This is a genomic window from Microbacterium terrae (assembly GCF_017831975.1).
GTDB lineage: Bacteria > Actinomycetota > Actinomycetes > Actinomycetales > Microbacteriaceae > Microbacterium > Microbacterium terrae.
In genome coordinates this window covers 50,684-77,481 of record NZ_JAFDSS010000001.1, presented here as the reverse complement: position 1 = coordinate 77,481, position 26,798 = coordinate 50,684, and the positions used below count along the sequence as shown (strand labels likewise).

22 protein-coding genes are annotated in these 26,798 nt (G+C 69.1%); 12 read left to right on the top strand and 10 right to left on the bottom strand.

The window, feature by feature from the left end; genetic code table 11:
* Positions 1 to 72: 72 nt before the first annotated feature.
* Positions 73 to 990 carry an alpha/beta hydrolase gene (locus JOD63_RS00310; RefSeq protein WP_045276376.1) on the top strand — a complete coding sequence of 306 codons (918 nt, stop codon included), beginning with the start codon at positions 73 to 75 and terminating at the stop codon, positions 988 to 990.
* Positions 991 to 1,019: 29 nt separating this feature from the next.
* On the top strand, positions 1,020 to 2,195 hold the full coding sequence (locus JOD63_RS00305) for a PQQ-dependent sugar dehydrogenase (protein WP_084613623.1): 1,176 nt from the start codon (positions 1,020 to 1,022) through the stop codon (positions 2,193 to 2,195).
* Here JOD63_RS00305 and JOD63_RS00300 read toward each other — a convergent pair whose 3' ends face one another.
* Positions 2,196 to 2,618 carry a DoxX family protein gene (locus tag JOD63_RS00300; protein WP_045276375.1) on the bottom strand — a complete coding sequence of 141 codons (423 nt, stop codon included), beginning with the start codon at positions 2,616 to 2,618 and terminating at the stop codon, positions 2,196 to 2,198.
* A gap of 184 nt (positions 2,619 to 2,802) precedes the next feature.
* Here JOD63_RS00300 and JOD63_RS00295 point away from each other — a divergent pair, with 184 nt between their 5' ends.
* The 3 genes from JOD63_RS00295 (at position 2,803) to JOD63_RS18125 (ending at position 5,508) form a co-directional block, all read left to right on the top strand.
* Complete coding sequence (locus tag JOD63_RS00295; protein ID WP_052682557.1) at positions 2,803 to 3,783, top strand: ThuA domain-containing protein; 981 nt, start codon at positions 2,803 to 2,805, stop codon at positions 3,781 to 3,783.
* A 217-nt stretch (positions 3,784 to 4,000) separates the two neighbouring features.
* On the top strand, positions 4,001 to 4,741 hold the full coding sequence (locus JOD63_RS00290) for an IclR family transcriptional regulator (RefSeq protein ID WP_045276374.1): 741 nt from the start codon (positions 4,001 to 4,003) through the stop codon (positions 4,739 to 4,741).
* 2 nt (positions 4,742 to 4,743) lie between these two features.
* On the top strand, positions 4,744 to 5,508 hold the full coding sequence (locus JOD63_RS18125) for an IclR family transcriptional regulator (RefSeq protein WP_045276501.1): 765 nt from the start codon (positions 4,744 to 4,746) through the stop codon (positions 5,506 to 5,508).
* Positions 5,509 to 5,535: 27 nt separating this feature from the next.
* On the opposite strand, the gene JOD63_RS00280 is transcribed toward JOD63_RS18125, so the two are convergent.
* On the bottom strand, positions 5,536 to 6,207 hold the full coding sequence (locus JOD63_RS00280) for a TetR/AcrR family transcriptional regulator (RefSeq protein ID WP_045276373.1): 672 nt from the start codon (positions 6,205 to 6,207) through the stop codon (positions 5,536 to 5,538).
* Positions 6,204 to 7,082, bottom strand: coding sequence for a shikimate dehydrogenase (locus JOD63_RS00275; RefSeq protein ID WP_045276372.1), 879 nt, complete (start codon positions 7,080 to 7,082; stop codon positions 6,204 to 6,206). Before JOD63_RS00275 ends, JOD63_RS00280 begins: the two co-directional genes overlap by 4 nt.
* A gap of 188 nt (positions 7,083 to 7,270) precedes the next feature.
* Between JOD63_RS00275 and JOD63_RS00270 the strand changes: the two genes are divergently transcribed.
* Together JOD63_RS00270 and JOD63_RS18120 are read left to right on the top strand one after the other, a co-directional pair.
* Positions 7,271 to 8,032 carry an IclR family transcriptional regulator gene (locus JOD63_RS00270; RefSeq protein WP_045276371.1) on the top strand — a complete coding sequence of 254 codons (762 nt, stop codon included), beginning with the start codon at positions 7,271 to 7,273 and terminating at the stop codon, positions 8,030 to 8,032.
* A 3-nt stretch (positions 8,033 to 8,035) separates the two neighbouring features.
* Positions 8,036 to 8,800 (top strand): IclR family transcriptional regulator, encoded by a 765-nt coding sequence (locus JOD63_RS18120; RefSeq protein ID WP_045276370.1) that lies wholly within the window; start codon positions 8,036 to 8,038, stop codon positions 8,798 to 8,800.
* 58 nt (positions 8,801 to 8,858) lie between these two features.
* On the opposite strand, the gene dctP is transcribed toward JOD63_RS18120, so the two are convergent.
* From dctP to JOD63_RS00245, 4 genes are all read right to left on the bottom strand, one after another.
* Complete coding sequence (gene dctP / locus JOD63_RS00260; protein WP_045276369.1) at positions 8,859 to 9,914, bottom strand: TRAP transporter substrate-binding protein DctP; 1,056 nt, start codon at positions 9,912 to 9,914, stop codon at positions 8,859 to 8,861.
* Positions 9,915 to 10,207: 293 nt separating this feature from the next.
* Positions 10,208 to 11,488 carry a TRAP transporter large permease gene (locus JOD63_RS00255; RefSeq protein WP_045276368.1) on the bottom strand — a complete coding sequence of 427 codons (1,281 nt, stop codon included), beginning with the start codon at positions 11,486 to 11,488 and terminating at the stop codon, positions 10,208 to 10,210.
* A gap of 3 nt (positions 11,489 to 11,491) precedes the next feature.
* Positions 11,492 to 12,136, bottom strand: a complete 645-nt coding sequence (locus JOD63_RS00250; protein WP_052682555.1) for a TRAP transporter small permease — start codon at positions 12,134 to 12,136, stop codon at positions 11,492 to 11,494.
* A 208-nt stretch (positions 12,137 to 12,344) separates the two neighbouring features.
* Positions 12,345 to 15,032 (bottom strand): outer membrane protein assembly factor BamB family protein, encoded by a 2,688-nt coding sequence (locus tag JOD63_RS00245; protein WP_052682554.1) that lies wholly within the window; start codon positions 15,030 to 15,032, stop codon positions 12,345 to 12,347.
* A gap of 293 nt (positions 15,033 to 15,325) precedes the next feature.
* On the opposite strand from JOD63_RS00245, the gene JOD63_RS00240 reads away from it, so the two are divergent.
* From JOD63_RS00240 to JOD63_RS00230, 3 genes are read left to right on the top strand one after another with little or no spacing between them, the layout of a single operon-like run.
* Positions 15,326 to 16,765 (top strand): aldehyde dehydrogenase family protein, encoded by a 1,440-nt coding sequence (locus tag JOD63_RS00240; RefSeq protein WP_045276367.1) that lies wholly within the window; start codon positions 15,326 to 15,328, stop codon positions 16,763 to 16,765.
* Positions 16,762 to 17,607 (top strand): citryl-CoA lyase, encoded by an 846-nt coding sequence (locus JOD63_RS00235; protein ID WP_045276366.1) that lies wholly within the window; start codon positions 16,762 to 16,764, stop codon positions 17,605 to 17,607. The genes JOD63_RS00240 and JOD63_RS00235 overlap by 4 nt, the downstream gene beginning before the upstream one ends.
* Positions 17,608 to 17,618: 11 nt before the next feature.
* Entirely contained in the window at positions 17,619 to 19,382 is a 1,764-nt protein-coding gene (locus JOD63_RS00230; protein WP_045276365.1) for a thiamine pyrophosphate-binding protein, read from the top strand.
* Between the two features lie 45 nt (positions 19,383 to 19,427).
* Here JOD63_RS00230 and JOD63_RS00225 read toward each other — a convergent pair whose 3' ends face one another.
* From JOD63_RS00225 to JOD63_RS00215, 3 genes are all read right to left on the bottom strand, one after another.
* Positions 19,428 to 22,178: a TIM barrel protein gene (locus JOD63_RS00225; RefSeq protein WP_211088013.1), complete on the bottom strand. Its 2,751-nt coding sequence runs from the start codon at positions 22,176 to 22,178 to the stop codon at positions 19,428 to 19,430.
* A 135-nt stretch (positions 22,179 to 22,313) separates the two neighbouring features.
* The gene (locus JOD63_RS00220; RefSeq protein ID WP_084613619.1) at positions 22,314 to 23,030 is read right to left on the bottom strand and encodes a GntR family transcriptional regulator; all 717 of its coding nucleotides are present in this window, start codon (positions 23,028 to 23,030) and stop codon (positions 22,314 to 22,316) included.
* A 9-nt stretch (positions 23,031 to 23,039) separates the two neighbouring features.
* A complete protein-coding gene (locus tag JOD63_RS00215; protein WP_045276364.1) occupies positions 23,040 to 24,023 on the bottom strand; it encodes an ornithine cyclodeaminase family protein in 984 nt (327 codons plus the stop codon).
* Positions 24,024 to 24,103: 80 nt separating this feature from the next.
* Here JOD63_RS00215 and JOD63_RS00210 point away from each other — a divergent pair, with 80 nt between their 5' ends.
* Together JOD63_RS00210 and JOD63_RS00205 are read left to right on the top strand one after the other, a co-directional pair.
* Positions 24,104 to 25,147, top strand: a complete 1,044-nt coding sequence (locus JOD63_RS00210) for a YncE family protein (protein WP_052682553.1) — start codon at positions 24,104 to 24,106, stop codon at positions 25,145 to 25,147.
* Between the two features lie 127 nt (positions 25,148 to 25,274).
* Positions 25,275 to 26,786: an ABC transporter substrate-binding protein gene (locus JOD63_RS00205; protein ID WP_045276363.1), complete on the top strand. Its 1,512-nt coding sequence runs from the start codon at positions 25,275 to 25,277 to the stop codon at positions 26,784 to 26,786.
* The last annotated feature ends 12 nt before the right edge of the window (positions 26,787 to 26,798 follow it).

Genomic DNA, 26,798 nt, shown 5'->3' with positions numbered 1-26,798 from the left:
GTATCGTTGCAGCATCGTCCGCGAAATCCGGCAGCACCCGATGCCGTCGCGGCCGCCTCGAGGGAGAGCCACGTGGACATCGCCGAGATCGATCCGACGCTGCGCGCCGCGGCGAAGAGACTGCCGAAGATGAACTTGGAGAACCGGTTCCTGCTGGCGCTGGCGGGACGCAGCGGTGCGCTGATGCGCGGACGACGGGTCGACAGCGTCGAGCGCGAAATCGTCCGCGACGGCGACCTGCGCCTGCGGGTCTACACGCCGGCGCGTCCGACGGGGGCGGCCCTGCTGTGGATCCACGGCGGCGGACTCGTCCTGGGCGCCGCTGCCATGGACGACGTGCTCTGCGGCGAGACGGCGCTCGAGACCGGGGCGACCATCGTGTCGGTCGATTACGGGCTCGCTCCGAAGCACCGCTTCCCCCGCGCGATCGACGACTGCTTCGCGGGCTGGCAGTGGCTGCAGACCAACGCGGTCGGCCGCAACCTCGACCCGCAGCGCTTCGCGATCGGCGGTCAGAGCGCGGGCGGCGGACTCGCGGCGAGCCTCGTTCAGCGGGTGCACGACGCCGGACATCCCCTCGCCGCGCAGTGGCTGTTCTGCCCCATGCTCGACGACCGCACCGCCGCCGACCGCAGGCTCGACGAGCGCGACCACCTCATCTGGAACAACCGCTCGAACCTCGTCGGCTGGACCTCGTATCTCGGTGATGAGCGCGTCGGCGCCCCGACGCTGCCGCCGTACGCCGCGGCCGCGCGTCGTACCGACCTCACCGGCCTGCCGCCCGCCTGGATCTACACCTCGGACATCGAGCTGTTCCACGACGAGGACATCGCCTACGCCCGGCGCCTCAAGGCCGCAGGAGTCGATGTCGAGCTCGATGTCGTGCCTGCCGCCCCACACGGATTCGAAGCCTGGGCTGCCGACTCCGCCCTCGCCGAGGGGCTTCTCGACCGCGCGCGTGCGTGGCTCGCTGAGCGGCTCCGGCCCTGAGGCGCCCGCATCCGTCGTAGCGTGAGGGCATGCGAGCACCCGCGAGCCGGTTCACCGACACCCGCAGCCCGTCCTGGCGACCGCTCGTCGCCGCCGCGGCATCCGTCGCCATGCTGCTGACCGGGTGCAGCGCCGGCACTCCGCCCGAGGCCGGGCCGCGGCCCTCGGTGAGCGTGCCGACCGCTGCGGGCACGCCGACGGCGACCGCGTCTCCGACGGCGGCCGCGATCGAGAAGCCCCTCCCGGTCGGCGACCCCGAGGTGGTGGTCGCCGGTCTCGCGGCGCCGTGGTCGATCGTCTTCACGGCCGACGGCACGCCCATCGTCGACGAGCGCGACACCCGCCGCATCCTCGAGGTTCTCCCGGGCGGCACGACGCGCGAGATCGGCGTCGTCGGCGGGGGCGGCCAGAGCGGCGAGAGCGGCGTGCTGGGTCTGGCGCTCGACGACGAGGACCGCCTCTACGTGTACTCGACGGTCGGCGCCGAGAACCGCATCGACCGGTTGCCGCTCCTCGGCGAGGCCGGGGAACTGCGCCTCGGCGATCCCGAGGCGATCCTCACCGGCATCCCCGCGGCCCGCTTCCACAACGGCGGGCGCCTCGCGTTCGGGCCCGACGGCATGCTCTACGCGACGACCGGCGACGCGCGAGACGGAGGAACCTCGCAGGACGCCGCCTCGCTCGCGGGCAAGATCCTCCGGATGACCCCCGACGGAGGTGTCCCCGCCGACAACCCGTTCCCCGGATCGCTCGTGTACACGCTCGGTCACCGCAACCCCCAGGGCATCGCCTGGGCGGCCGACGGCACTATGTTCGCGAGCGAGTTCGGGCAGGACACCTGGGACGAGCTCAACATCATCGTCGCAGGCGGCAACTACGGCTGGCCGATCGTCGAGGGGGTGGGCGGCGGCGAGGACGGATTCGTCGACCCGGTGCTGCAGTGGACCCCTGACGACGCCAGCCCCAGCGGTGTCGCCATCGTCGGCGACACCGTGTTCATCGCGAGCCTGCGCGGCGAAGTGCTGTGGACCACGGCCACGACGGCTCCCTCCAAGGCGACCGCGTTCTACCGCGGCGAGTACGGACGGCTGCGCGATGCCGTGCTCGCGCCCGACGGCACGCTGTGGCTCCTCACCAACAACACCGACGGGCGCGGATCGCCGCGCGAGGGCGACGATCGGATCCTGTCGGTACGACTGGGGTGATCAGCGCCGCCGCCATGGGCCGGTGCTCCACAGTGCCCAGGCGACGAGCACGGGCTGCAGGAACAGCCGCACGAACCGGGCGCGGTCGGTGCGCAGCATCGGCGCCGACCGCCCGGTGCGCCACTGGTGCACGTTTCCGGGGAACACCGCGACGAAGAATGCTGCGGCGGTCGCGCCGATGGTGCGCCGCTCCGCGGGCAGGGCGACCAGCGCACCGCCCAGCATGATCTCGACGGCTCCCGACGCGACGACGATCGCATCCTTGTCGAGACCGGTCGCCCGTGGCGCCCAGTCGGGCACGGCGATCTGGAAGCCGCGCCGCGCCCAGAACAGGTGCGCCAGCCCCGTGTAGACGAGGAAGCCCGCGAGCACCACGCGAGCGCCCACCCGCACGACCTGAACCGGGGTGACTGGGGTCGCCATCGGGCCAGTGTGCCATGCCGGGCGCCGACGCGCGCGCCGACGCAGCGTGTGCGGGCGCGTCGGCTTACTGGGTGGAACGCGCGTTGCCCGTGGAATTCGCCCACGCCTAGATTCGCACCAGCCCCGGGGTCGGGTGGTCACCGCATCGCCCGGGGCACCGCTCGAACCGATCAAAGGAGATCACATGAAATCGCTCATTCGCTCCGGGGTCGCCCTCGTCGCGGCCGCTGCGCTCGGCGCCGGCCTCGTGGTCGGGGGCGCCGCCTTGGGCAACGGCGGGCGCGGCGACGACGACCGCGGCGACGGCAAGGGACGCGGTCAGCCGGCGACCGCGAGCCAGATCTACCTCGACGAGGTCAAGGACTACGGCGTGTGCCGCGGCACCGACACCTCCTGCTACAACGAGTGGGGCAACGGATGGACCGAAGGCGAGGCGAAGCGCATCCTCATCTGGAGCCGCACCGCGGGCCCCCGCCACGCGCACCTCGGTTCACCGCTCCCCGCAGGACTCAACCCTCCGCTCGCCGACAACAACATCGCGCAGAAGGCGCTCATCGCCTGGGCGGCCGAGCGCGGCATCGCCGCGGACTACACCGAGGACCTGTCGCAGTTCCGCCTGGGCAACTACCAGGCGGTCGTGTTCCTCAGCTCGAACCGTGACACGCTCGACGACACGACGCAGACGACTCTCATGCAGTACATCCGCGGCGGCGGCGGCTTCGTCGGCATCCACAACGCCTTCGGCGCCGAGTACCACTGGCCGTACTACGAAGGGCTGCTCGGCGGCGCGAACTTCTACAACCACGGTCCCAACCGAGACGGAACGGTCGAGGTGATCAACAAGAAGGACGTGTCGACGAAGTTCATGCCCAAGACGTGGGCGTTCAAGGACGAGTGGTACAACCTCGTGCCGTACCCGAGCTACGTCAATGTGCTCCTCGAAGTCGACCAGGCCACGAGCGAGGCCACCGTGGCAGGTCACGGCAAGTCGCACCCGGTGAGCTGGTGCCAGTACTACGACGGCGGGCGCTCCTGGCTGACGACCCTCGGCCACGACGCCGCGGCGTGGACGGATGCGCCGCTCGCGGGCGACGAGTTCTTCAAGCAGCACGTGATGGAGGGCCTCGAGAGCGCCATGGGCATCAAGCCCTTCTGCGCGGCCTGAGGGCCTGCCGGCAGATCGCTCGATCCGCCGGCGCAAGAGGGTCCGGATCCTGTCCCGAAGCAGGTCCGGGCCCTCTCGGCATGCCCGCCGCCGAGCGCCGAGCGCCGGCCGCCGGCCGCCGGGCACCGAATGCTCGGTGTTCCACTCAGCGGGACGATGCACGGATCTCATCGCGGGATGCTTGCCGCCTGCGTCGACAGCGTCGGATACTGCACACATGCGATCCGCGCCCCAGGGCGAGCCGGTGTCGGTGCTCGACAGGATCCTCGCCATCCTCGAGGCCGTGCGTGAGTCCCACGGAACGACGACGATCACGCAGGTGGCCGTGATCACCGGCATCCCGAAGTCGACGGTCTCGCGCCTGGTCGGCGATCTCGTGCGCCGGCGCTATCTCTCGCGATCGGCCGGGGGCGTGGCGATCGGGCTGAGACTGTTCGAGCTCGGAGCACGGGCGAGTACGCCTCGACGCCTCAGCGCGGCAGCGCTGCCGGTGCTCGCCGAGCTCTTCAACGCGACGGGAGAGCACCTCAACGTCGCGGTCCAGGAGGGGTGCGACATGCTCTCGGTGGTTTCGGTGCGGGGCCGTCTGCGGCCGGTGCCGTCGCGCGCCGGCGTGCGGGTTCCGTCAGCGACGACGGCGCTCGGGAAGGCCGTGCTGGCATTCACCGAAGACGATCTGGTCCTGCGCGGAGTGATCGGCGAGTTCGATCCCGGCACCCGCCACTCGTACGAGAAGGAGCTCGCGGGAGTCCGCGCCGGCTGGGTCGCCATCGACCGGTGCGAGACCTTCCCCGGTGTCGTCGGGGTGGCGAGCCCCGTCCTGTCGCCCGATCGCATCCCGGTCGCCGCGATCTCCGTCGCCGGACCTGTCACCGACATGGACCCCCGTCGCGTCGCCCCGTTCGTCAGGCACGCGGCTCTCGCCCTGACGCACCGTCTGGCCCTGCAGGTGGCGTGATCGTGCTCGACGACGCCGGCTCCGATCCGTTCGGCGTCCTCGACCGCGTCACATCGATCCTCGAAGCGTTCGACCAGGACGACCACGGACTCGGCATCTCGGAGCTCGCCGTACGCGCCGACCTGCCGAAGTCCACAGTCTCTCGACTGGTCGCCACGCTCGTCCGCGAGCGGTACCTGGAACGCGACGGACGCCGGATCCACCTGGGACTCCGGCTCTTCGAACTCGGTCAGCTCGCCGAGCGGCCACGCGCCCTGCGCACGGCGGCGTCGCCGGTCATGGCCGACCTCCGCAACAGGACCGGCCACAGTGTGCACCTGGCGATCCGCGACGGGCACGAGATGGTCTGCATCGCGGGGATGCGCGGACGCTTCGCGGCACCGATCGCGATCCGCATCGGCACCCGCGTCCCACTGCACGCCACCGCGCTCGGCAAGATCGAACTCGCGCACGCCACGGCTGCCGATCTCGACGCCGTGATCGCGGCGGCGCTGACGCCGTGGACGCCGCACACGATCGTGGACCCAGTTCAGCTGAGACGGGAGCTCGCACGCGTCCGCCGCGCAGGGTTCGCCGTGGAGGCGAGGGAGTTCTCGGCAACGTCTTCGGCAGTCGCGAGCCCGGTGTTCACGGCGTCGGGGACGCTCGTCGCCGCGCTCGCGGTGTCGGGCGACGCGGAGGTCTTCGATCCTCGGGCAACCGCGGCGTCGGTGCACGAGACCGCCCTGGCACTCACGCGCCGTATGGTGCTCGACGCCGAGCGCTGACGCGCACCGACGGGCAGCCGCCCTCGATCACCCGTGAGGAACGGCTCGCGGGTCGGTCATCGTCGCGACGACCATGTCGCCGATGAGTCTCCGATGCGACTCCTGCAGCGCCGGCGCGAGCATGTCGCGATCGAAGATCGCGGCGAAGGTGTGCCGGTTGGCCACATGGAAGCAGGCGTAGGCGCTGATCATCATGTGCACGTCGAGCGCGTCGACGTCGTCGCGGAAGATCCCCTCCCGCACCCCCCGCTCGATGACCTGCTGGAGCAGGGTGATCACCGCGATGTTCTCGCGCAGGATCGTCTCGGACTGACGCAGATGCTCTGCGCGGTGGATGTTCTCGATGCTCACGAGCTGGATGAACGCCTCATGCGTGGTGTGGTGCTCGTAGGTCGCCTCGGCGAGTCGTCGCAGCGCCTCGTCGGGTGAGAGCTCGTCGATCTCCACCCCGCGCTCGACCTGGCGGATCTGTGCGTAGACGCGCTCGAGGACAGTGAGGTAAAGCCCTTCCTTCGAGCCGAAGTAGTAGTAGATCATGCGCTTGGTCGTGCGCGTGCGGGCCGCGATCTCGTCGACCCGCGCCCCGGCGTAGCCGTTCGCGGCGAACTCCGCCGTGGCGACCTCGAGGATGTCCTCCCGGGTGCGCTCGGCCCGCTGCGTCACGCCCCCTTCGCGCACCTCTCCCAGGCGACCCGTCATCGGATGCTCCCTCCGGCGGCCTGTTCTTCGGCGCCGATGAGTGCCCGGAAATGCCGCTCCATCCGTGCGCGATCAGGATTCGCGCCCGTGATGATCTGGAGACTAGCGCATGCCTGCCCGACGGCCATGAGACCGCCGTCGAGCACCGCATGCCCGCGCCTCGTCGCCTCGCGGACGAGCGCGGTCTCGAGCGGTCGATAGACGACATCCGAGACCCAGGCGGCGGGCTGGAGGAGCCCGACGTCGAACGCGACTCCAGGATGGTGCAGCATGCCCATCGGCGTCGCGTGCACGACCCCGGTCGCCGTCCTGATCGCCGCCTCGAGCCGGCCAGGCTGCACCGTCTCGACCACCTGCCCGGGGAAGTGCGGACGCATCCGCTCAGTCAGCTCCTCCGCGCGGTCGACGTCCGCGTCCGTGAGGACGAGATGCGCAGTGCCGTGCGACAGCAGCGCGTACGCCGTGGCCGCCCCGGCGCCCCCGCACCCGATCTGCACGACACGCTCGAACGACGCACCGGCGAGCCCCGCGACGAGTCCGTCGCGGTAGCCGATCCAGTCCGTGTTGTAGCCGACCAGCCGCCCGTCTGCGAACACGACGAGGTTCACCGCGCCGAGGCGCGCGGCATCGTCATCGAGGCTTTCGACGATGTCGAACACGAGCTGCTTGCACGGGTGCGTGATGTTCATCGCCGCGAACCCTGACTCCCGCGCCTCTTCGAGGATGCGCCCGACGCGCTCGGCGGGCACACCGAGATCGAGGAGGTCGAAGATCCGGTACTCGTACGCGAGGCCCAGCGCTGCAGCCTCGGCCTCGTGCATCGGAGGGGTGAGGGAGGCCGTGATGCCCTGCCCCACGAGACCGACACGGATCACGCCGCGACCCCGGGCATCCGTCCGCGCCACGGTCGGTGGTCGATCGATGTGCGCATGACGCCTTCCTGCGGTCACCGACGCTGGTGCCGCGCGATCTCCGAACAGCATTGCATGGATACGTACTAACTAGTACGTTCGAATCCACCAGGTGATCGACGACGATTCAACCGGTTGGAAGGTGATCCTCGATGACGAGTCCCGCCGAGTGGAACACGACCCCCGCAGCGTCGGGCGCTCCTGTCTCCGTGCTCGAACGCATCATCTCGATCCTCGACGCGGTCCGAGACTGCGACGACGGATCGACCTCGATCACCGAGATCGCCCTGCGCACCGGCATGGCGAAGTCCACAGTGTCGCGCCTCGTCGCAGACCTCGACCGGCAGCGCTACCTCGCGCGAACGCCCTCGGGCGTCACGCTCGGGTTGCGACTGTTCGAGCTGGGCGCGCGTGCGAGCATCCCCCGGCGCCTGCTCGCGGCAGCAGCCCCGGTCATCCGCAACCTACGGGACGCGACCGGCGAGCGTGTCGGACTCTGGGTTCAGCAGGGCGACGACATGGTCGCGCTCGCGACGCTCGCGGGACGCCTTCCGATGCTCCCGAGCCGCCCCGGCACGCGCTCGCCCGCGCTCACGACGGCGAGCGGAAAGGCCTACCTCGCCTTCTGCGCCGATCAGAGCCTGATCGACAGGCTCAGCGCTCCGCTCGTCCGCAACGCCGCTGACGACTTCCGCCACGAACTCGACGACGTTCGTTCGTCGGTCGTCGCGATCGATCGCGAGGTCGCCTACCCGGGGATCCTCGCGGTCGCGAGCCCCGTCCTCGCCGCAGATCATGCCGTGCTCGGCGCGCTCTCGCTCGCGGGGCCCAGTTCGACCATGGACGCCGAACGCCTCGCACCGCTGGTTCGCGCCGCCGGTGCCACCCTCACCCGACGACTCTCCGCCGCATAGCCCGTGCGCACATCAGGCTGGACCGATTCGGTCAGCGTCCTCGATCGGATCACCGCGGTGCTCGAGGCGTTCGGCGAGCATGACGACGGACTCGGTGTCTCAGAGCTCGCGCGCCGCGCGAATCTGCCGAAGTCGACGGTGTCGCGGATCGCCGCCGACCTCGTCGGGCAGCGATTCCTCGACCGAGACGGCGACAGGCTGTACATCGGGGTTCGGCTGTTCGAGCTCGGTCAGACCGTCGAGATGCCGCGGAGACTGCGCCGCGCCGCCCTTCCGGTGATGAACGAGCTGCGAGACCGCACCGGTCAGACCGTCAATCTCGCGGTGCTCGAGGCGGCGGACGTGATCATCGTCGCCACGGTGCGCGGGGAGCCGACATCGAAGCCGCCGACGCGGGTCGGCGGACGGCTCCCGGCCCACGCGACCGCACTCGGCAAGGCACTCCTCGCGTTCTCCCCCCACGCTGTCGTCGCCGGCGTCGTCGGCGCCGGCCTCGGGCCGCTCACACCCCGCACGATCTGCGACCCGGCCGTGCTGCAGCAGGAGCTCGCCGACATCCGGCGCGCCGGCGTCGCCGTCGAGCGCGAGGAGTGCATGCCCGGGCGGCTGTGCGTGGCGAGTACCGCAGTCGGCGCCGTCTCCTCACCGCTCGTGGCGATCTCCATCACCGGCCTCATCGCCGATGTCGCCCCCGAACGTGTCGCTCCCGCGGTGCGGGCGGCCGGCATTGCGCTCGGACGCGCGATCGCCGCGGACCACGTGTCTTGACCCGGAGAAAAAAGGAGTGGCGGGTGCGATCCGCACCCGCCACTCCCTCACTTCTCGGTCAGTCCGCCATGTCGCGGATGGCCTGGTAGGCCGCGAGGTTCTCACCGGTGAAGTAGGTGCCGAAGAACTCCTCGGCCTTCTCGATGAAGGCATCCATGTCGATGTCCTCCTGCTCGATCACCGTGAAGTCCGCGTTCGAGCGGTAGTCGTCGAGGATCTCCTCGGTCGCCTCGTCGACGCAGGTCTCGTTCTCGGGGCGGATCTCGTGGATGGTCTCCTCGAGCAGCGCGGTCTGCTCCTCGCTCATCTTCTCGTAGGTCTTGTCGCTCACGAGGATCCAGTGGATGCCGACGTTGTGGTTGTTGAGCACCGCCGTGTTGAGCACCTCGTCGTAGCTCGACGAGTGGGTCGCGACGATCGGGTTCTCCTGGCCGACGGCGATGCCCTGCTGAAGCGCCGAGTAGACCTCCTCGACGGCGACGGACACGGGGTTCGTGACCCCCAGCGCCTCGGCGTTCGCGAGGAACTGCGGCGAGTTCGGGAACCGGATCGCGACGCCATCGAGATCGTCAGGGCTCGTCACCGCGACGTCCTTGGTCGTGAAGGTGCGGTTGCCGAAGAACCAGCCGTCGACGATGTTCACCCCGGTCGCCTCGTGGAACGACGTGAACAGCTCCTCCGAGCCTTCGTCGATCCACTGGAATGCGTGGTCGACGTCGTCGAACGCGTAGGCGGCGTCGACCACGCCGATGGGCTCGAACGTCGAGCTCAGCGCCGATGCGCCCTGCAGGTCGATGTCGATGTCACCCGCCTGCACGAGGGGGAAGCGATCGGCGTCGGGACCGAGCTGGCTCGCCGGGTAGAGCTCCACCGTGAAGCCGATGTCGGCCGCCTCGAGACGATCCTTCAGCAGCTCTACGCCGCAGTAGTAGTTCGGGGTCTCCTCGTTCTGGCTCGTGGCGACGGTGAGCGTCACCGGCTCGCTCTCGGCGGCGGGTTCGCTCGTCGTGCTCTCGGGGGTGCCGCCGCCGGCGCAGCCGGTGACGACGAGGGCGGATGCTGCGAGCACCGACGCCGCGAACCGGCTCCGGCGCGTCGATCGGGCTGTGCCCATGTGACTCTCCTCTTACTGTGTGCACGCCATCGTGCAGGTGCGGATGTGACTTTCGGTTGTCGGCTCGCGGCATCCGGGTCGATCCTCCCCCGCCCGGAGGCGGGTTCACGTCGACCGCGCTGTCGGGAGACTGTCTCGTGCCAGTGCCGACTTTCGCGGACTTCCGCCGCTTCGCATAGCGATGTCCCGTCGAGTGGAACATCCACGCTCCCGGGCACCGGCGCGCACGCGCGAGGCCCCCGCGGCGCCGGCTTCGCACGCCACGGGGGTCCTCGGGATCGACGCTCGTGGCGCTACATCAACCCGAGCAGCGTCGGCACCAGCGTGACGACGACGGGGAAGATCGTGAGCAGCAGGAGCACCACGCCCAGTGGTATGAGGAAGGGGAGGATGCCGCGGAACAGCTCTCCCATCGGTCTGCGGGTGATCGAGCCGACGACGAACAGCACGGCGCCGACAGGTGGCGTGAGCGAGCCGATCATGAGGTTCAGGATCATGATCACGCCGAGCTGCACCGGGTCGATCCCGAATTGCCCGATGATCGGCATGAGGATCGGCACGAGCACCAGGATGACCGGCGGCGCCTCGAGGAAGATCCCCAACAGGATGAGCAGCACGTTCAGGAGCAGGAGGAACACGATCGGGTTGTCGGTGAGCCCCGTCAGCCACTCCCCGAGCGCCCGCGAGACCTGTTCGCGGGCGAGCACCTGACCCATGAGGTTCGACGCTCCGAGGATCAGCAGGATGCCGCCCGAGATGATGACCGTCTCCTTCGCGGCCTTCCAGAACACCCGCCAGGTGAGGGTGCGGTAGATGAGGCCGAGCAGCAGCATGTAGACGGCCGCGATGCCCGCGCTCTCGGTCGGCGTGAACCACCCGCTGAAGATGCCGCCGAGGATGATCACCGGAAGCAGCGCCGGCCCGATCACCCGCGCGCTCGCCTTGCCGAGCATCGCCGCGACGAATGGACGGCTCGAGGCGACCTCGGGGTGGAAGCGGACCCAGACGAACACGTACAGCGCGAGGCCGAGCGCCATCAGGCCGGCCGGGATGATCGATCCGGCGAACAGGGCGCCGGTCGAGATCGACGCCGTGGCCGCGAACAGAACGGCCGGGATGCTCGGCGGCATGACGGTGCTCATGAGCGAGCCCGACGCCGTGAGTCCCGCCGAGAAGCCGTAGGGGTATCCCGCTTTCAGCATCTGCGGGATCTGAACCTTGCTCGTGGAGGCGGCATCGGCGAGGGCGGAGCCGCTGATCCACGAGAAGCCGATGGCCGTGCCGAGGTTCACGTACGCGAGGTTCCCCGGGAGACGAGGAAGGAGTGCCCGCGCGAAGTCGTAGAGCCGGGTGGCGATGCCGAGGTTGTTCGCGATGGTGCCGACGAAGATGAACAGCGGCACGGCGAGGAGTGGGAAGCTGTTGATGCCGTTGACCACGGACGTGATCGCGTAGCCGGCCGACAGGTCGTGGCTGTAGAAGTACAGCATGCTCGCGGCGATCATCGCGAAGGCGACGGGCACCCGCAGGAGCAGGAAGACGACGAGCAGCAGGATGTAGAGCCAGAGATCCACGACCTAGCCCTCCATCTCGCCGATGTCGAGCTTGCGCTCGGGGCGGTTCGCGTACGGGATCTTCCACGCGGAGTGGATCGCCGCCGAGAGGAACCCGACTAGAGCGAAGATGTAGAGCGCGCCGAACGGGATGTGCATCGCGGCGCTGGCTCGGCCCCACTCGATGGTGATCTTGACCCAGGCCTCGTAGGCGAGCGCGAGACACGTGACCACCATGATCACCGCCGAGACGATCCGGAGGACCGCGAACAGCCTCCGACCCGCGAGGAGCTCATCGAAGACCTCGAGGACGATGTGCCCGTTGCGGCCGACGAGATAACCGGTCATGACGAAGGTCATCGCCACCATCGACAGCAGCGCGAGTTCGCCTGCGCCGACCCAGGACACCCCGGGGAAGTACCGCCCGAGCACCTGGTACATCACGCCGATGACGATGAGTGCGAAGAGCGTGACCCCGACCGTGATCTCGATGGCGGACAGCACGCGCAGCACGCGCGGGTCGGGTGGCACATCCTGGTTGAACTTCGGAACCGTGAACACGGTGTTGGTGTGCCCGTAGATCGAGTCGCCGAGGCCCGACTCCGCGGCCACGGCGGGGTCGACGCCCGACGGTTCCTCGGGCTTGTCCCCGGGATCCTTCTCGGTCATGGCGCAACCGCCACGGTGTCGGGGTGCATAGTCAACCTCTCTGTTGATGCGGGGGGCGGCACATGCTCGCACACGCTGCCGCCCCTGCGACTCTGGCCGCCCATTCGATGCGCGCAAAGCACAGTCTCGCCGAATGGGACACCACTCGCGCACATCGGTCCGCCCCCGCCGTGGCGGCGAGGACGGACCGATGTTCGGGCGGGCCGGCCTACTTGACGACGGTCACCGTCGCGGTCGATGACAGGCGCTTCTGGACACCGTCATGGGTGAAGTCGGCGACGAGCGTCAACGACACCTCTCCTTCGGGCACGTTGTTGTCGAGAGCGGCCTTGTCGAACGTCACGACGAGATGCTTTCCGAGGCCGACCACCTTCCCGGCGGGGAGCGGGCTGTCCGACAGGGGGGTTGTCAGCATCGCCCCACCGTCGTAGCGATAGCCGCGCGGAACCGCGAAGTGCGCGATCACCAGACCCTTCACATCGGTGAAGAGCCCCGATCGAGCCCCGAGATCCAGTCGCTTCGGGATGAAGGTGAGTGCACCGGGACGATCCTCCGCCTCGAGGTACACCTCGATCTTGCCCGTGGGTCGCGGGTCGGTGCAGTCGTTGAAGTAGTACTCCCCGGCACGGTCGAACGTGTGCTGGTACGACTCCCCCGGCTCGAGCCGCACGTTGAACTCGCCCTCGAAGAACTGCGTCGCGCAGTGCGCCTTGACGTTCGGGAAGCTCGGGAACGTCTCGGCCCCCGGGTTGAGGAAGGTCACGGTGCTGCCGACCGGCACTCGCAGGTGCGTCGGCTGCATCGCGCTCTGCGCCACACTGTCCCGTGCCGCCGCGGTGTCGGCCGTACGGCTGCTGCGCGCGAGCAGGACGGTGTTCCCGACGGTCGCCCCCTCGACAGCCGCCCCGCTCACCGGACGCCGGATCGTCAGCGGTGCCGTGTCGGGCCCCTCCTGGCTTCCCGACGCGGTGACGTGGTCGCCGCCCAGCTTGAACGCCCACAGCGAGTCGCCCTGCGTCACCGATGCGCCGTAGGGGTTCGTCGAGCCCGCCGCGATGACGGCGACATACTGCTCGCCGTCGACCTCGTACGTCACGGGCGCTCCCGCGATCCCCGATCCGGTCTGGAACTCCCACAGCTGCTTGCCGTTCTTCGCATCCAACGCGAGGAGACGCCCGTCGATCTGCCCGGCGAAGAGCAGATCGGTCGCCGTGACCAGGGGCCCCTGACCGTGCGACATGTCGGTGCCGAGGTGGTTCTGCCACGCGACCTCGCCCGTCGAGGCGTCGTAGGCGAGGATGCCACCCGTCTGGTACTGGCCGATCGCGCGCTGACCGTTGGCCGCCGCTCCGTTCCAGTGGGCCACGGGGTTGGTGCCGTAGGGGTAGTAGACGAGGTTCGTCCGCGGGCTGTACGCGTTGTTCGACCAGTCCGCGCCACCGTTCTGGCTCGTCGTCGACAGGATCGGCAGATCCCACTGCGGGTCGTACATGCATCCCTCGCGGTGATCGGCCGAACCGGCCGGATACGTCAGGAACGGCTCGTCCGCCGCGACGTAGCTGTCGGGGTTGAAGACGAGGTTGCCCTCGGCGTCGGGCTGGTAGCCGTTGTAGTTGGGCACGGCGCGCCAGGGATCGCCGGGGATGTTGTCGGGGTCGAGCTTCTCCCACACGACGCAGTCCGGCAGGAGCCGGTTCTCGGGGAACGGCTGCGTCGCAGAGTGAGCCTGGCGCGAGTCCGTGATCATCTCCTTCTCGACGACGGGGAGCGCCGGAGTGCCGTCGGTGCGGTCGAGGACGAACTGGTGGCCCGACTTGCTGCCGTAGAAGAGGACCTTGCGCTCCTCGCCCGCGATCTCGATGTCGGCCAGTGTCGGCGGGTGGACGTTGTCCATGTCCCACACGTCGTGATGGATCGACTGGTAGTGCCACTTGTAGTCGCCGGTCGCGGCATCCACCGCCACGAGCGTGCTCGAGAACAGGTTGTCGCCCGGCCGCAGCGACCCGTTCTGCGACGACGTGCAGCTGCGCGCATTGCCGAAGGTCATGTAGTACATGCCCAGTTCGGGGTCGACGGCGCCGTGCATCCACGACGTCGCCCCGCCCTCTTCCGAGCAGTCGGTGCCGTCGGCGAGCACAGGCCCCCAGGTCGCCGACGCGTCGAAGGATACGCCGTCGAGCCCGGTGAACACCTCGCCGCGGGGCGGGCCGCCGAAGAAGTGCCAGACGTACGAGCCGTCGCTCGCATCGAGCGCGACGACGGCGCCGCGGTCACCGTCGGCGGCGTGCGCGTACACGATGCCGTCCGAGTAGACGGTCGCGACCTTGCCGACGCGACCGAGGTCTTCGCCCGCGGGCCCGGTGGGCTGCACCGCCCACACCTCGGCGCCGGTCTCCTGGTCGAGTGCGACGACGCGGTTGCCGCCCCCCAGGGTGAAGATCTTCCCGTCTCCGGCTGCCACGCCCCGGCGCGTGCCCGACAGGCCGTAGACGTCGTTCTCCCACTTCCACACCGGTGCGCCCGAAGCGCCGTCGACGGCGATGACTCCCCCGCTCGGCGTGTCGAGGTAGATGATCCCGTCGACGACGATCGGCGTGGTCTGCTGACCGACGTCGTCGGAAGCGGGTGCCACCTCCGAGAGATGCGTGCGCCACGCCGGCGCGAGCTTCTTCAGGTTCTTCTTGGTGATGTCGGTCAGCCCGGAGTAGTGCTGGTTGCCGAGGTTGCCGCCGACAGTGGGCATGTCGGCACCCGTGGGATCCAGTCCCGACAGTCCTGCTGGGGGAACGGGCTCGGCGGGACTCCCGATTCCGTACGCGGGTGAGGCCGCGAGGGCGAGCACGACGAGTGCTCCGATCCCTGCAGCACCCAACCGCCGGGTCAGTCGCTTGCGCATCGATGACTCCTTGATCGTCGTTGATCCGATGACGTCGAGCGGAGGCGCCTTCCGTCATCTCACTGGGTGCGATCGCTCCGGCGAATCTGGGGAATCGGCCGGGACGGTCAGCGCTCGGACGCTATTCCCGCTCCCTGGCGGCGGCAACCCTTCGGCCCAGCGAGTGGTACACGCGGCGTCGACACCGCGGTCGTCGAGCCTGGATTCCTGCCCAGTGAGACACGCTTTGCCGCAGCCGTCGGCGGCTCAATAGCATTCGGCCGTCGACATCGATGCCGATGAACGGAGTTGTCATGGCTGAACCGGCGAGCAGAGTGCTCTCGAGCGAGCAGGAGGCGGAGCTCGACGATGTGTTCGAGCGCGCCCGCGCTGCTCTGGCTGTCATCGAGACCTACGACCAGGAGCGCGTCGATCGCCTCATCCGCGCGGTCGCCTGGGCGGTGGCGAACCGCTCCTCGTTCCATCGCCTCGTCGAGATGGGCATCGAGGAATCCGGCCTCGGGGACTACGGGAGCCGCATGAACAAGCGCATGAAGATCCGCGGTGTGCTCCGCGACGCGCTCCGCAGCCCCTCGGTCGGGATCATCGAGGAGGATGCTGCGCGGGGCCTCGTGAAGTACGGCAAGCCGGTGGGGATCATCGGATGCGTCGTCCCCACGACGAACCCCGACCTCACGCCCGCAGGCAACGCGATCTACGCGATCAAGGCGCGTGACGTCGTCGTGTTCTCGCCGCATCCGCGGTCGAAGAACACCACGTTCGAGACGGTGCGCCTCATGCGTGAGGCCCTCGAATCCGAAGGCGCCCCGGCAGACATCCTGCAGTGCATCACGCTCCCGAGCCTCACGGCGTCGCAGGAGATCATGCGCCGGTCGGATCTCGTGATCGCGACCGGCGGTCAGGGTCTCGTGCGTGCCGCGTACAGCTCGGGCACGCCGGCCTACGGAGTGGGCGCCGGCAACGCCACCGAGTTCGTCGACGAGACGGCCGACATCGCCGAGACCGCCCGCAACTGCATGCTCTCGAAGACGTCGGACTTCGGCTCGGGATGCTCCGCCGACGGCAACGTGCTGGTGCCGGCATCCCGCTACTCCGACATGCTCCACGCGCTCGTGGCCGAGGGCGGGTATCTCGCCACGTCCGAAGAGCGGGCAGCCCTGAAGTCCGTGATGTGGGATGCCGAGGGGCACCGTCTCGCCGACACCGTCGCCGTGTCGCCTCAAGCTCTCGCGCGGGCGGCAGGCTTCGACATCCCCGACGACAGGCGATTCATCGTGGTCGAAGGCGACGGCATCGCCGAGGACCGGCAGTTCTGCAAAGAGAAGCTGACCACGCTGATGGCCGTCCATCCGTACGACGGCGGCTTCGAAGACGGCGTCGAGGTCGCGAAGCGGCTCTACGACATCGGCGGCAAGGGGCACTCGTGCGGCATCGCGTCGACCGACGACGCGCACATCGACTACTTCGCGCGGCACATGCCGGTCTCGCGCATCATGGTCCGCCAGCCCAACTCCAAGGCAAACGCCGGCTCGTTCACCAACGGCATGCCGATGACCTCGTCGATGGGATGCGGCACCTGGGGCGGCAACATCACCTCGGAGAACGTCTCGCTGCGCCACTACCTCAACTCGACCTGGGTCTCACGCACCATCGCGGAGGACCGCCCGTCCGACGAAGAGCTCTTCGGGGACTTCTACGATTCCGCGCTCGAGGCGACGGGAACCGGGCGATGACCGGCGGCACGCCCGAGGAACTCGTCGACGAAGCGCGTCGCTGGTGGCAGACCGAGATCATCGAGGTGCGCCCGGGTGAGATCGACCTGCGCGGATATCCGGTCCAGGAGCTGATCGGCAACGTGAGCTTCGTCGACGCGATCTGGCTCATGCTCCGCGGCGACCTGCCCACACGCGCGCAGTCCGCGCTCTTCGAAGCCGCACTCGTGTCTTCGGTCGACCACGGCCCGCAGGCGCCGTCGATCGCGATCGCGCGGATGGCGATGACCTGCGGTGCGCGCATCAACAATGCGATGGCGTCGGCGATCAACGTGCTCGACGACGTGCACGGCGGCCCCGGACAGCAGTGCATGGAGCTGTACTACGCCGTCGACGCGGAGCTCGGCGACGACGGCGACCTCGCGTCGGCGGTCCGCACCGTGCTGCAGCGCAGACGAGACGCCGGCGAGCGCTACGTCCCCGGATTCGGCCACCGCTGGCATCCGCTCGACCCGCGCACCCCGCGGCTGCTCGCCCTCGTCGACGCCGCGAGCGCGAGCGACGACGTCGACGGACGCTTCGCCGCCATCGGGCGCGCCGTGGAGGACGCCATCAGCGAAGGACGCCCGCAGCGCATCCCGATGAACGTCGACGGTGTGACAGCGGTCATCTACTGCGAGCTCGGCCTGACTCCGGAGCTCGGTCGCGGCGTCTTCATCCTGTCGCGCTCGGTGGGCATCCTCGCCCACGCGAACGAGCAGCTGCTGCAGGGCGGCCGCATCAAAGGACCCACCCCGAAGTCGATCGGTTACACGTACACCGGGCCGGCACGCCGATCCGTTCCCCTCGAGCGCGAGCAATGAAGGAGCACGCCATGAAAGACCTGGTCTCGAACCAGATCGTCCGCTATCTCGAAGCGCGCGCCGTCGAGCACATCTTCGGCCTGTGCGGTCACACGAACATCGCTCTGCTGGCTGCACTGGAGAAGAGCGAGAGCATCTCGTTCGTCAACGTGCGCCACGAGCAGATCGCCGCCCACGCCGCCGACGGCTACGCACGGGTCACTCAGCGCGCCGCCGTCGTGCTCACCCACCTCGGACCCGGCATGACGAACGCCGCGACCGGCGTCGCGAACGCCGCCCTCGACTCGATTCCGATGGTGGTGATCGCCGGCGACGTTCCCAGCCATTACTTCGGCAAGCACCCGCACCAGGAGATCAACCTCCACGCCGATGCCGCGCAGTACGAGATCTATCGCCCGTTCGTGAAGCGCGCCTGGCGCGTGGACCAGCCGCACCTCGTCGCCGAGGTGCTCGACAAGGCGTTCACCCTCGCAGAGAGCGGCAGGCCGGGTCCGGTCCTCGTGGACGTGCCCATGGACGTCTTCTCGGCGGAGGTCGACACCGCCCTCTTCGACAAGGTGCTCAGCAACACGAGGGCGCTCGTCAAGCCCAGTCTCGACGAGGACGTCGCCGAGCGGATCGTCAAGAACCTGCTCGCAGCAAATCGGCCGGTGCTCTACGTGGGAGGCGGGATCGTGGGCGGCGACGCCGCCGCCGAGCTGGAGGAGTTCGCCGAGCTCCTGTCGCTCCCGGTCGCTCACAGTCTCATGGGCAAAGGCGCGCTCCGGGACGACAGCCCGCTTGTCCTCGGCATGACCGGATTCTGGGGCACGGCCTTCGTCAACGAGACCACCCGCACCGCGGACTGGATCCTCGCGCTGGGCACCCGCTTCGCCGAGGCCGACTCCAGCTCGTGGTACGCCGAGTACACCTTCGACATCCCCGCGACGAAGCTCATGCAGATCGACATCGATCCTGCCGAGCTCGGTCGCAACTATCCGCTCGAGATCGGCGCCATCGCCGACATCAAGGCGGCCCTCACCGTGCTCCTGCGGGTCGCCCGGCGCCTCGCACCCGCAGGCGTCGACCGCCCGGAGCTGCTGGCGAAGATCGCGGCCGACCGCGCCGACCAGCGCAGTCGCAACACCGAGGCCCAGGCATCCGACGCCTGGCCGATGCGGCCGGAGCGCATCCTGTCCGAGACGAGGGAGGTGCTCCCCGCCGACGCGATCATCACCACCGACGTGGGATGGAACAAGAACGGCGTCGGGCAGCAGTTCGACATCCTCACCCCCGGCACGTTCCTCACCCCGGGCGGCTTCGCGACGATGGGCTTCGGCGCGCCGGCGGCCGTCGGCGCCAAGATCGCCCGTCCGGACCGCGTCGTCGTCTCGCTCGTCGGCGACGGCGGTTTCGGTCAGAATCCGGCCGTCCTCGCCACCGCTCGCGAGAAGAATGTCGCGGCCGTCTGGGTCGTCATGAACAACAACGCCTTCGGCACGATCGCGGGCCTCGAGAAGGCGGCCTTCGACACGACGTACGGCACGGTGTTCGGCACGGACGGCGATCCGATGTACACCGACTTCGCGGCGATCGCCGAGGCGTACGGTGTCACCGGCATAAAGGTGTCGTCCGCCGCGGAGTTCAAGCCCGCACTGGAGCGTGCCATCGCCGACGGCGGCCCCGTGGTGATCGACGTGTCGATGGTCAACGTCCCCACGCCCACCGCGGGGCACTGGAACATCATGGACATCTACTCGCCCGGCGCGAGCTTGGAGCACGTCGCGACCGACTGACCCCGGCTGTGGTGAAGCACCCGCGAGCATCAGCCCGCGGGTGCTTCACATCGCGGCGAGAGCCGCCACGTCGTCGAGGTCGCGACGGGCGGCGCCGATCGCGAGCCGCGCGTGCTCCTTCGCGCCGACCTGGGCGACGAGCATCGCGCGCGGGATCTCGAGCGCGTACGGGATGCCCGCGGGCAGCGCTCCCAGGATCGCGTGGATGTCGAGATCGCCGTCGCCCGGATAGAGCCGCTCGAACCGCGCCGTGTGGATGAGCCCGGCCGTCGTCGTCGGGATCTCGCCGGGAGCGTCGCAGACGTGCGCGTAGTGGAACCATTCGCGCGGCAGGGCGCGGAGCTCGTCGACGCTCGATCCTGACCGCGCGAAGTGCAGCACGTCGATGAGCATGCCGGCGTTCGGCTGGTCGGCGGTGCGAAGCACCCGGGTGGCCTCCGTCAGGTTCGGCGTCTCCGTCCACGACGGGAACTCGAGGTCGACCGTGAGGCCGAGCGGCAGGGCAAGCTGGCAGAGCTCGGCGAATCGGTCGGTCTTGCGAGCGAAGTCCGCATCGGGAAGCTGCGTGATGACGTGACGCGCGCCGAGTTCGGCACCGGCCTCGAGGAAGCGGAGGTAGTCGCGGGGGCTGTCGCCGGAGGTGAAGCGCGCGAGCTCGATGTCGAGCACTTCGACACCGGTCGCGGCGAGGTGGGTCTTGGTCGCCCGCATGAGCGCAGGATCGTAGGTCAGTGGATAGTGCGGCTCCTCGGCGGTGACCTTGGTCATGCGGAGACCCACATAGCGGTACCCGGCCGCGGCCGCGGCATCCACCAGCTCGGGCGGCGACAGGCTCAGCGCCGTCAGGTGCGCGAGCGAGTACTGGTGCGGATCGTCCGGCGACGCGGTCGTCGGGGCGACGGCGAGCATCCGCAGTCGCTGGCGCCGATGCGCCGCCATCCGCAGCGGGATGCTCTGCGCGGCGCCGAACCCGCTGTACCCGTCGATGCGCTGCACGATCTCGAAGAACACCCGCGACCCGAGCATCTCGGTGAACATGTGCAGATACTCACCGCTCTCATCGCGGTCGTAGAGGATCGAGTGCTCGCGCAGGGTGTCGACGAATCCGTCGGGGAGCGTGAGTCGACCTTCGAGGTCGTCGTAGTAGTTGGCCGGCATCTGCAGGATCGGCGCGCCGCGCTCGCGCAGCGCCCGCGCACACGCGATGGCGTCAGCAGTCGAGAACACCACGACCTGCGGGTTCGAGACCGCCGGCGCCCAGTCCCCTCGGCGAAGCGGCGTCGTACTCAGCGTCACGCGCACCCGACCGCCGGGGTCGCTCGCCGCCCAGCGCCGCACGGTGCCGAACGGCGCGGTGATCTCCGTCGGCTCACCGGGAACGAGTCCGAGCACCGAACGATAGAAGAGCGTCGACTGGTCGAAGTCGTCGATCGACTCGGTGATCGAGAGATGGTCGATCGAATCGAGCACGGGGCGTGCGGGCGACGGCATGCCCGTCGGCGCGAAGTCGTCGAGCCAGTCGCGGGCGGGGTCGCTGTCGCCGTCTGCGTCGCCGTCGCCGGCGCAGAGGAAGAGCGCGGTGCCGTCGGGCGTGGCGACCGAGCTGAGGTCCGCCTCCTCGGCGCGGCGCGGCCGAGGCAGCTTCGGCGCGAGCAGTCGCGCCGCACGGGCCATCGACGCTTCCGGATCGGAGCTCTCGACCGCGAAGGCGCAGATGGATGCGGTCGCCGGCGCTATCGTGCGCTGCGGTGCGAAGTTGAGGAGCACTCGCGCGTCGCCCTGTTCCCAGAGCTGCACCGGGATGGACCGGTGCTGACCCACGTGCGCGAAGCCGAGCGCGGAGAGCGTGCGCGCGACGATCGGCGCCGACACCTGGTCGACCGCGAGCTCGGCGAACGCGAATCCTCCGAGCGAGGGCGCGGGCGGCAGATCGTCGGAGCCGATCCCATCCGGCGTGCCGAGCAGCCCGGCTGCGCCGACCGTCTCGGCGAGCACGAGCATCGCCCGCATCGCATCCGTCGCGGCATGCCGCGGATCCTCCTGCTGGTACACGTCATTGAACACCTCGAGCGCCATCGGGCCGTCGTAGCCCATCGCGAGGATCTGACGAAGGAAGCCCGCTACATCGAGCGACCCCTGACCGGGGAACATCCGGTGGTGGAGGCTCCATTCGCGGACGTCAGGACTCGCCGCGGGCGCGTCGGCGAGCTGCACATGGAACACCTTGTCCACGTCGACGCGCGCGATCGCCGCCGGGTCTCCGCCTCCCGCGAGCACGTGGGAGCTGTCGAGACACAGTCCGAGGGCGGGGTGATCGACCCGCTCGACGAGGCGCCAGGCATCCTCATGGCTGCGGACGCGACCCCACGGGACGGCCTCGTAGGCGAGACGGATGCCGTGCTCCGCGGCCCGGCCGGCGAGCACGTGCAGCTGCTCGGCCGCCAGATCGTCATCGTCGAGACCGCGCTCGGTGCGGGTCGAGCAGCACACCAGCACTCGCGCTCCAAGCTCGGAGAGCAATCGGAACTTCTGCTCCGCGTGGCGGAGTGTGCCATCGAACTGATCGGGCGGCACCGTCTCGAGGTGGAACGGCTGGTAGACCTCGATCGACAAGCCGCGCCCGCGCGCCTCTTCCGCGAGCCGCTGAGGGGACCACGGCGACATGACGAGGTCGTAGTCGAGGATCTCCATGCCCGCGAACCCGGCCGCCGCGGTCGCAGCAAGCTTGTCTTCGAGCGTCCCCGACAGGCACACGGTCGACAGGGCGAGCCTCGGCTGGCCGGGTGTGCCGCTCATCGGAACCGCCTCAGGGAGTCAGGATGCCTGAATCCTGCGGCCTGCCGCGTCTGAGGGCAAAGATCGTTCCACTCAGCAGGTGCATCGGACGAGTCCGCCACGAATACTCACCGGCGGCTTCCCGCGTGAAACAGGTCACTCAGCGGGCAGCCGATCGTGCAGGAGAGCGATGCTCGGCGCGCGCCCCTTCTGGATGTGCGAGTACGCGATCGCTCCGGAGAGCTCGACGTCGCCGGCGTAGATCGCGTCGGCGAGCTCGGTGTGCTCGCGGTACTGCTCGGATTGGTCGCGCTGCGTGGTCAGCCGGAACAGCCAGCGAGATCGACCCATGATGGTCTGCATGACACTGCCGAGCAGATCGTTGCCGGCGAGGCGGACGATCTCTTCGTGGATGGCGCTGTTGACCGAGGAGATCTCGTGCTCGCTGTGCTGCTCGGTGAACTCGAGGGCACGGGCGACGAGCTCCCGCAGCTGCGGTCCCGGCGGCGTCGTCTGCGCGCGCAGCGCTGCTTGACGGGCGGCGAACACCTCGAGCGTGATGCGCAGGTCGAACAGCTCCTCGATGTCGCGCAGGGTGAGCTGCCGTACGATCGCTCCCCGACGCGGCATCGTCACGATGTACCCCTCGGCTTCGAGCCGAGGCAGTGCCTCTCGGATCGGAATGCGGGAGACCTGCAGATCCTCCGACAGCTCGCGCTCCGGCAGCCGTGTGCCGGGCGGGTAGAGGCCTTCGATGATCCGCTCGCGCAACTCCTGGAACACCTGCGTGGTGAGCGACTGATAGGTCGAGCCCACCGCGAGCGGCCGGCGAACGTCGCGAACGGGGCCCACCGCATCGTCTTGCTCGGTCATGTTCCCGTCCTATGCAGCCAGATCCACCTCGAGGCCGAGTCCACGAGCCCGCGCGCGCTCGATGTAGAGCGCGGACACGGCAAGGTCCTGCACGCCGATTCCTACGGAATTGTAGAGAGTGATCTCATTCTCATGTGTGCGTCCCGGTCGCGTGCCGTTCAACACGGCACCGAGCGTCGTGCGCAGAGCATCGGCCCCGATCATGCCCTCTCCGAGTGGAATCAGCACGTCGCCGGACTTCACCATCGCGGTTGCGACGTCATCCAGGAACACGCTCGACCGCCGCACGACCTCGCTGTCGATCTCGCGATGATCGGCGCGGGGTGGAGCACCGACCGCGTTCACGTGCTGGCCCGGTTCGAGCCAGGCACCCTCGAGCACGGGATGACGAGCCGGGGTGAGCGTGCAGACCACGTCGGCCCCCTGTACGGCGCCTTGTGGCGTGGGCGCAGCCCGCACCTCGACGTCGACGTCGGCGAGCGCGAGCTGGAGCGCCTCGATGCGCTCGCTCGAACGCGACCACACCGTCACGCGCCGGAACTGCCGCACCTCGCAGAGCGCGCGCACGTGGGGTGCAGCCAGTCCGCCCGCCCCGATCAGAGCGAGCTCCACGCTGTCGGCGCGCGCGAGCGCGTCCGTCGCGACGGCGGTCGCCGCTGCTGTGCGCTCGCGTGTCGGCACCTTCCCGTCGAGAATCGCGACCGGAACCCCGTCGCTGAGCCGCGTGATGAGAATGGCCGACCGCTGGGTGGGCAGTCCTCGCCCGGCATTCGCCGGGATGTCGCTCATGAGCTTCGCCGCGACGAGGTCGTCGTGGCCCGACGCCGCCATCACCAGGAACTCCTCTGGGACGTGGGCTGCTGTGACGATCGACGGTGCAGGCTGGAACGCCGCCGACTGCTCGACCGCGCACAGGGCAGCCCGAACGGCGGCGACGGTCGCCGCCGGGTCGACGAGTTGCTCGAGCACGCTTCGAGTGAGCAAGAGGGTCATCGCGGCTCTTTCCTGCGGGTTGGGATAACGGCGCCTTTGGGTATCTTGTATACCAGATCAGTTCCGTCAGAAGGAGACTCATGACCACCTCGATGCACCGATCAGCCGCCGCTCCCCACACCGCGTCGACCTTCGTCGCGACCCTGTCCGAAGGCTCGGAGATCGCGCTCGTCGACCTCGCCGGGCGCGCCGCGGACAGCGTCGCGCGGCGGACCGTCGACGTCGGCCCCGCACCGTGGGGCGTCGCCGTCAGCCCGACCGACGGCACCGTCGCCGTCGCCACCGCCCGGGGCGTCTCACTCGTCGATCGGCAGGTCACGGAGCTCACCGGCCTGATCCCGTACCGCGACGCACCGGACACAATCGCGTATGGCGAATACCGCCCGGGCGGCACCGGCATCGTCGCCGCACCCGACGGCAGGACCTTCTTCGTCGGCGTGCACCGCGAGGGACGGATGTCGTCGGTCGAGGTGGTCGACACGGCCGTCGGCGCCGTGGTCGACAGCGTGGAGATCGGGGAGCGACCGTTCGATCTGGTGCGCTCGGCCGATGGCCGTTCGGTGCATTCGATCGATCACGACTCGTTCACCCTTCACACGATCGACATTGCAAGCCACGCGGTAAAAGTCCAGGAAATCGCGCCTTTCGGAACCGCCGGTGGGCACATGTCCCACATGAAGCCGCACTACGCCGCTGTTGCGGAGGACGAGACCATCTACCTGCCGTATCAAGGACGAGGGCTGCTCGTGATCGACGGTGCGACCGGGGCGCATCGCACGGAGCCGATGACCGGCGACACCCATCAGCACGGGGTCGCCCTGACCGACGACGGCCGGCTGCTCGTCGTCGGCGTCGGCCAGGTGGGTGGCGCGAAGCTCGGCCCGAGCCTCACCGTCCGCGACCTTGCGACAGGAGCGGAGCGGCTCGTCGAACTCGATCGCGGGCACGAGAACGTCATCTTCTGGAGAGACCCGGCGGACACCCGCGCGTACGCCGTTCTCACCGGCGGGTCGACGAGCCGTGGCCCCTGGGACGGTCTCACGCTCGTCGCGCTCGACGACGATTCGGTCACCCGCGTGACGGTTCCCGGCAAGCCCCAGGTGCTCGCAGCGGTGGTCGTGTAACGCGGATGTTTCGCGGCGTGAACTCCGCGTAAAGGAAGCGTCGCCGGTTTGGCATGACGTCGACGAGCCGGACAGACTTTTGGTAGATGGAATACCAAATGCTCCACCTCGATGAAATGGACCAGACATGAACCGACGCCGGACCTCCGCCATCGCGCTCACGATCGCCGGCGGACTCGTCCTCGCCGGGTGCGCCGGCGACGCCGAGCCGACATCCGCAGAAGAGGTCTCGGCTGTGATCGCCCTTCCGGCCGAGCCGCCGGGAACCGACCCGATCATGACCCGCTCGGTCGCCGCGTGGAACATCTACTACGCGCTGTACGACGGCCTGACCCGCATCGCGTCGGACGGGACGATCGAACCGGGCCTGGCGACCGAGTGGGAGTCCAGCGCGGACCTCACCACCTGGACTTTCGTGCTCCGCGACGGCGTCGTCTTCCACGACGGCACGGCCGTGACCGCCGATGACATCGTCGCGACATATGAGACGATCCTGGCCTCGCCGGAGTCGACGAACCGTGCGGCGATCTCCATGCTCTCGACGGTGGAGTCCGATGACGCAGGGCGCGTGGTGTTCACACTGAACAACGCGTACGCCGCATGGCCATCGATGGTCGGCACGATCGGCATCGTCCCGGCCGTCGCATATGCGGACGCCGACGGCCGGTTCGCTGAGGCGCCGGTGGGAACGGGCCCGTACAAGTTCGTCTCGCAGTCTGCGGGGGTCGACTATGTGGTGACGCGCAACGACGAGTACTGGGGCGACGCGCCCGAGGTCGCCGACGTCACGTTCGCCTTCGTCGGGGCTGAGGACGCCCGCGTCACCGGCGTCGAATCGGGCACTCTCGACATCGCATCGATCCCGGCCAGTCAGGTACCCGTGGTGGAGGCGAACCCGGCAGTCGAGGTCGCGACCGCGCCCGGCAACCAGGTCGCCTTCCTCGGCATCAACCCCGCTGCGGCGCCCCTCGCCGATGTGCAGATCCGCGAGGCGATCGCCCTGGCCGTCGATCGCGATGAACTCACCGCCAACCTGCTGGGTGGTCTCGCGACGCCGACCGGCCAGCTGCTCGCCGAGGGCGTGCAGGGCAACGTCGCCGACTACCCGGTTCCCGCCGCCGACCTCGACGCCGCGGCGGCACTCGTTGCGGGCTCCGACTACGACGGAACTCCGATCACCCTCCAATACGCGTCGTCGGGGGGCATGTCGCAGGCCGGCGACGTCGCGCAGGCGATCGCCGGGACGCTGACCGAGATCGGCCTGAACATCGAGCTCGCCGGCACCGATCAGGCCACGTTCTCGCTCGCACTCGCCGATCACGCGGTCTCGGGCCTCTACCTCAACGGGTGGGCGCCGTCCGTGATGGACGGCGACGTCGTGGTCAGTCAGCTGCTCGCCGGCGGTCCCGAGGACTACTTCGGCACCCCGGAGATGGTCGAGCTCTACTCCACGCAGCAGGCAGCGGTCGGCGAGGAGCGTGACGACGTGTATCGCGACATCTGGGCGCTCAACGACGCGAACGTCCAGACGGTGCCGCTGTACGCGAACAACTACACGTACGCGATCGACCCCTCGTTCGACTGGTCTCCGGCTGCAGACGGCATCTTCCGCGTGCAGGACATCCGCGTAGCGGACTGATGATCCGGGGCG

Coding starts and splice junctions, on each gene's coding strand:
- dctP (WP_045276369.1), bottom strand. CDS start 9,914: ATGGGCACAGCCCGATCGACGCGCCGGAGCCGGTTCGCGGCGTCGGTG.
- JOD63_RS00235 (WP_045276366.1), top strand. CDS start 16,762: ATGACCGGCGGCACGCCCGAGGAACTCGTCGACGAAGCGCGTCGCTGG.
- JOD63_RS00300 (WP_045276375.1), bottom strand. CDS start 2,618: ATGGCGACCCCAGTCACCCCGGTTCAGGTCGTGCGGGTGGGCGCTCGC.
- JOD63_RS00280 (WP_045276373.1), bottom strand. CDS start 6,207: ATGACGGGTCGCCTGGGAGAGGTGCGCGAAGGGGGCGTGACGCAGCGG.
- JOD63_RS00305 (WP_084613623.1), top strand. CDS start 1,020: ATGCGAGCACCCGCGAGCCGGTTCACCGACACCCGCAGCCCGTCCTGG.
- JOD63_RS00240 (WP_045276367.1), top strand. CDS start 15,326: ATGGCTGAACCGGCGAGCAGAGTGCTCTCGAGCGAGCAGGAGGCGGAG.
- JOD63_RS00220 (WP_084613619.1), bottom strand. CDS start 23,030: ATGACCGAGCAAGACGATGCGGTGGGCCCCGTTCGCGACGTTCGCCGG.
- JOD63_RS00295 (WP_052682557.1), top strand. CDS start 2,803: ATGAAATCGCTCATTCGCTCCGGGGTCGCCCTCGTCGCGGCCGCTGCG.
- JOD63_RS00210 (WP_052682553.1), top strand. CDS start 24,104: ATGACCACCTCGATGCACCGATCAGCCGCCGCTCCCCACACCGCGTCG.
- JOD63_RS00205 (WP_045276363.1), top strand. CDS start 25,275: ATGAACCGACGCCGGACCTCCGCCATCGCGCTCACGATCGCCGGCGGA.
- JOD63_RS00290 (WP_045276374.1), top strand. CDS start 4,001: ATGCGATCCGCGCCCCAGGGCGAGCCGGTGTCGGTGCTCGACAGGATC.
- JOD63_RS00245 (WP_052682554.1), bottom strand. CDS start 15,032: ATGCGCAAGCGACTGACCCGGCGGTTGGGTGCTGCAGGGATCGGAGCA.
- JOD63_RS00270 (WP_045276371.1), top strand. CDS start 7,271: ATGACGAGTCCCGCCGAGTGGAACACGACCCCCGCAGCGTCGGGCGCT.
- JOD63_RS00250 (WP_052682555.1), bottom strand. CDS start 12,136: ATGACCGAGAAGGATCCCGGGGACAAGCCCGAGGAACCGTCGGGCGTC.
- JOD63_RS00225 (WP_211088013.1), bottom strand. CDS start 22,178: ATGAGCGGCACACCCGGCCAGCCGAGGCTCGCCCTGTCGACCGTGTGC.
- JOD63_RS00230 (WP_045276365.1), top strand. CDS start 17,619: ATGAAAGACCTGGTCTCGAACCAGATCGTCCGCTATCTCGAAGCGCGC.
- JOD63_RS00215 (WP_045276364.1), bottom strand. CDS start 24,023: ATGACCCTCTTGCTCACTCGAAGCGTGCTCGAGCAACTCGTCGACCCG.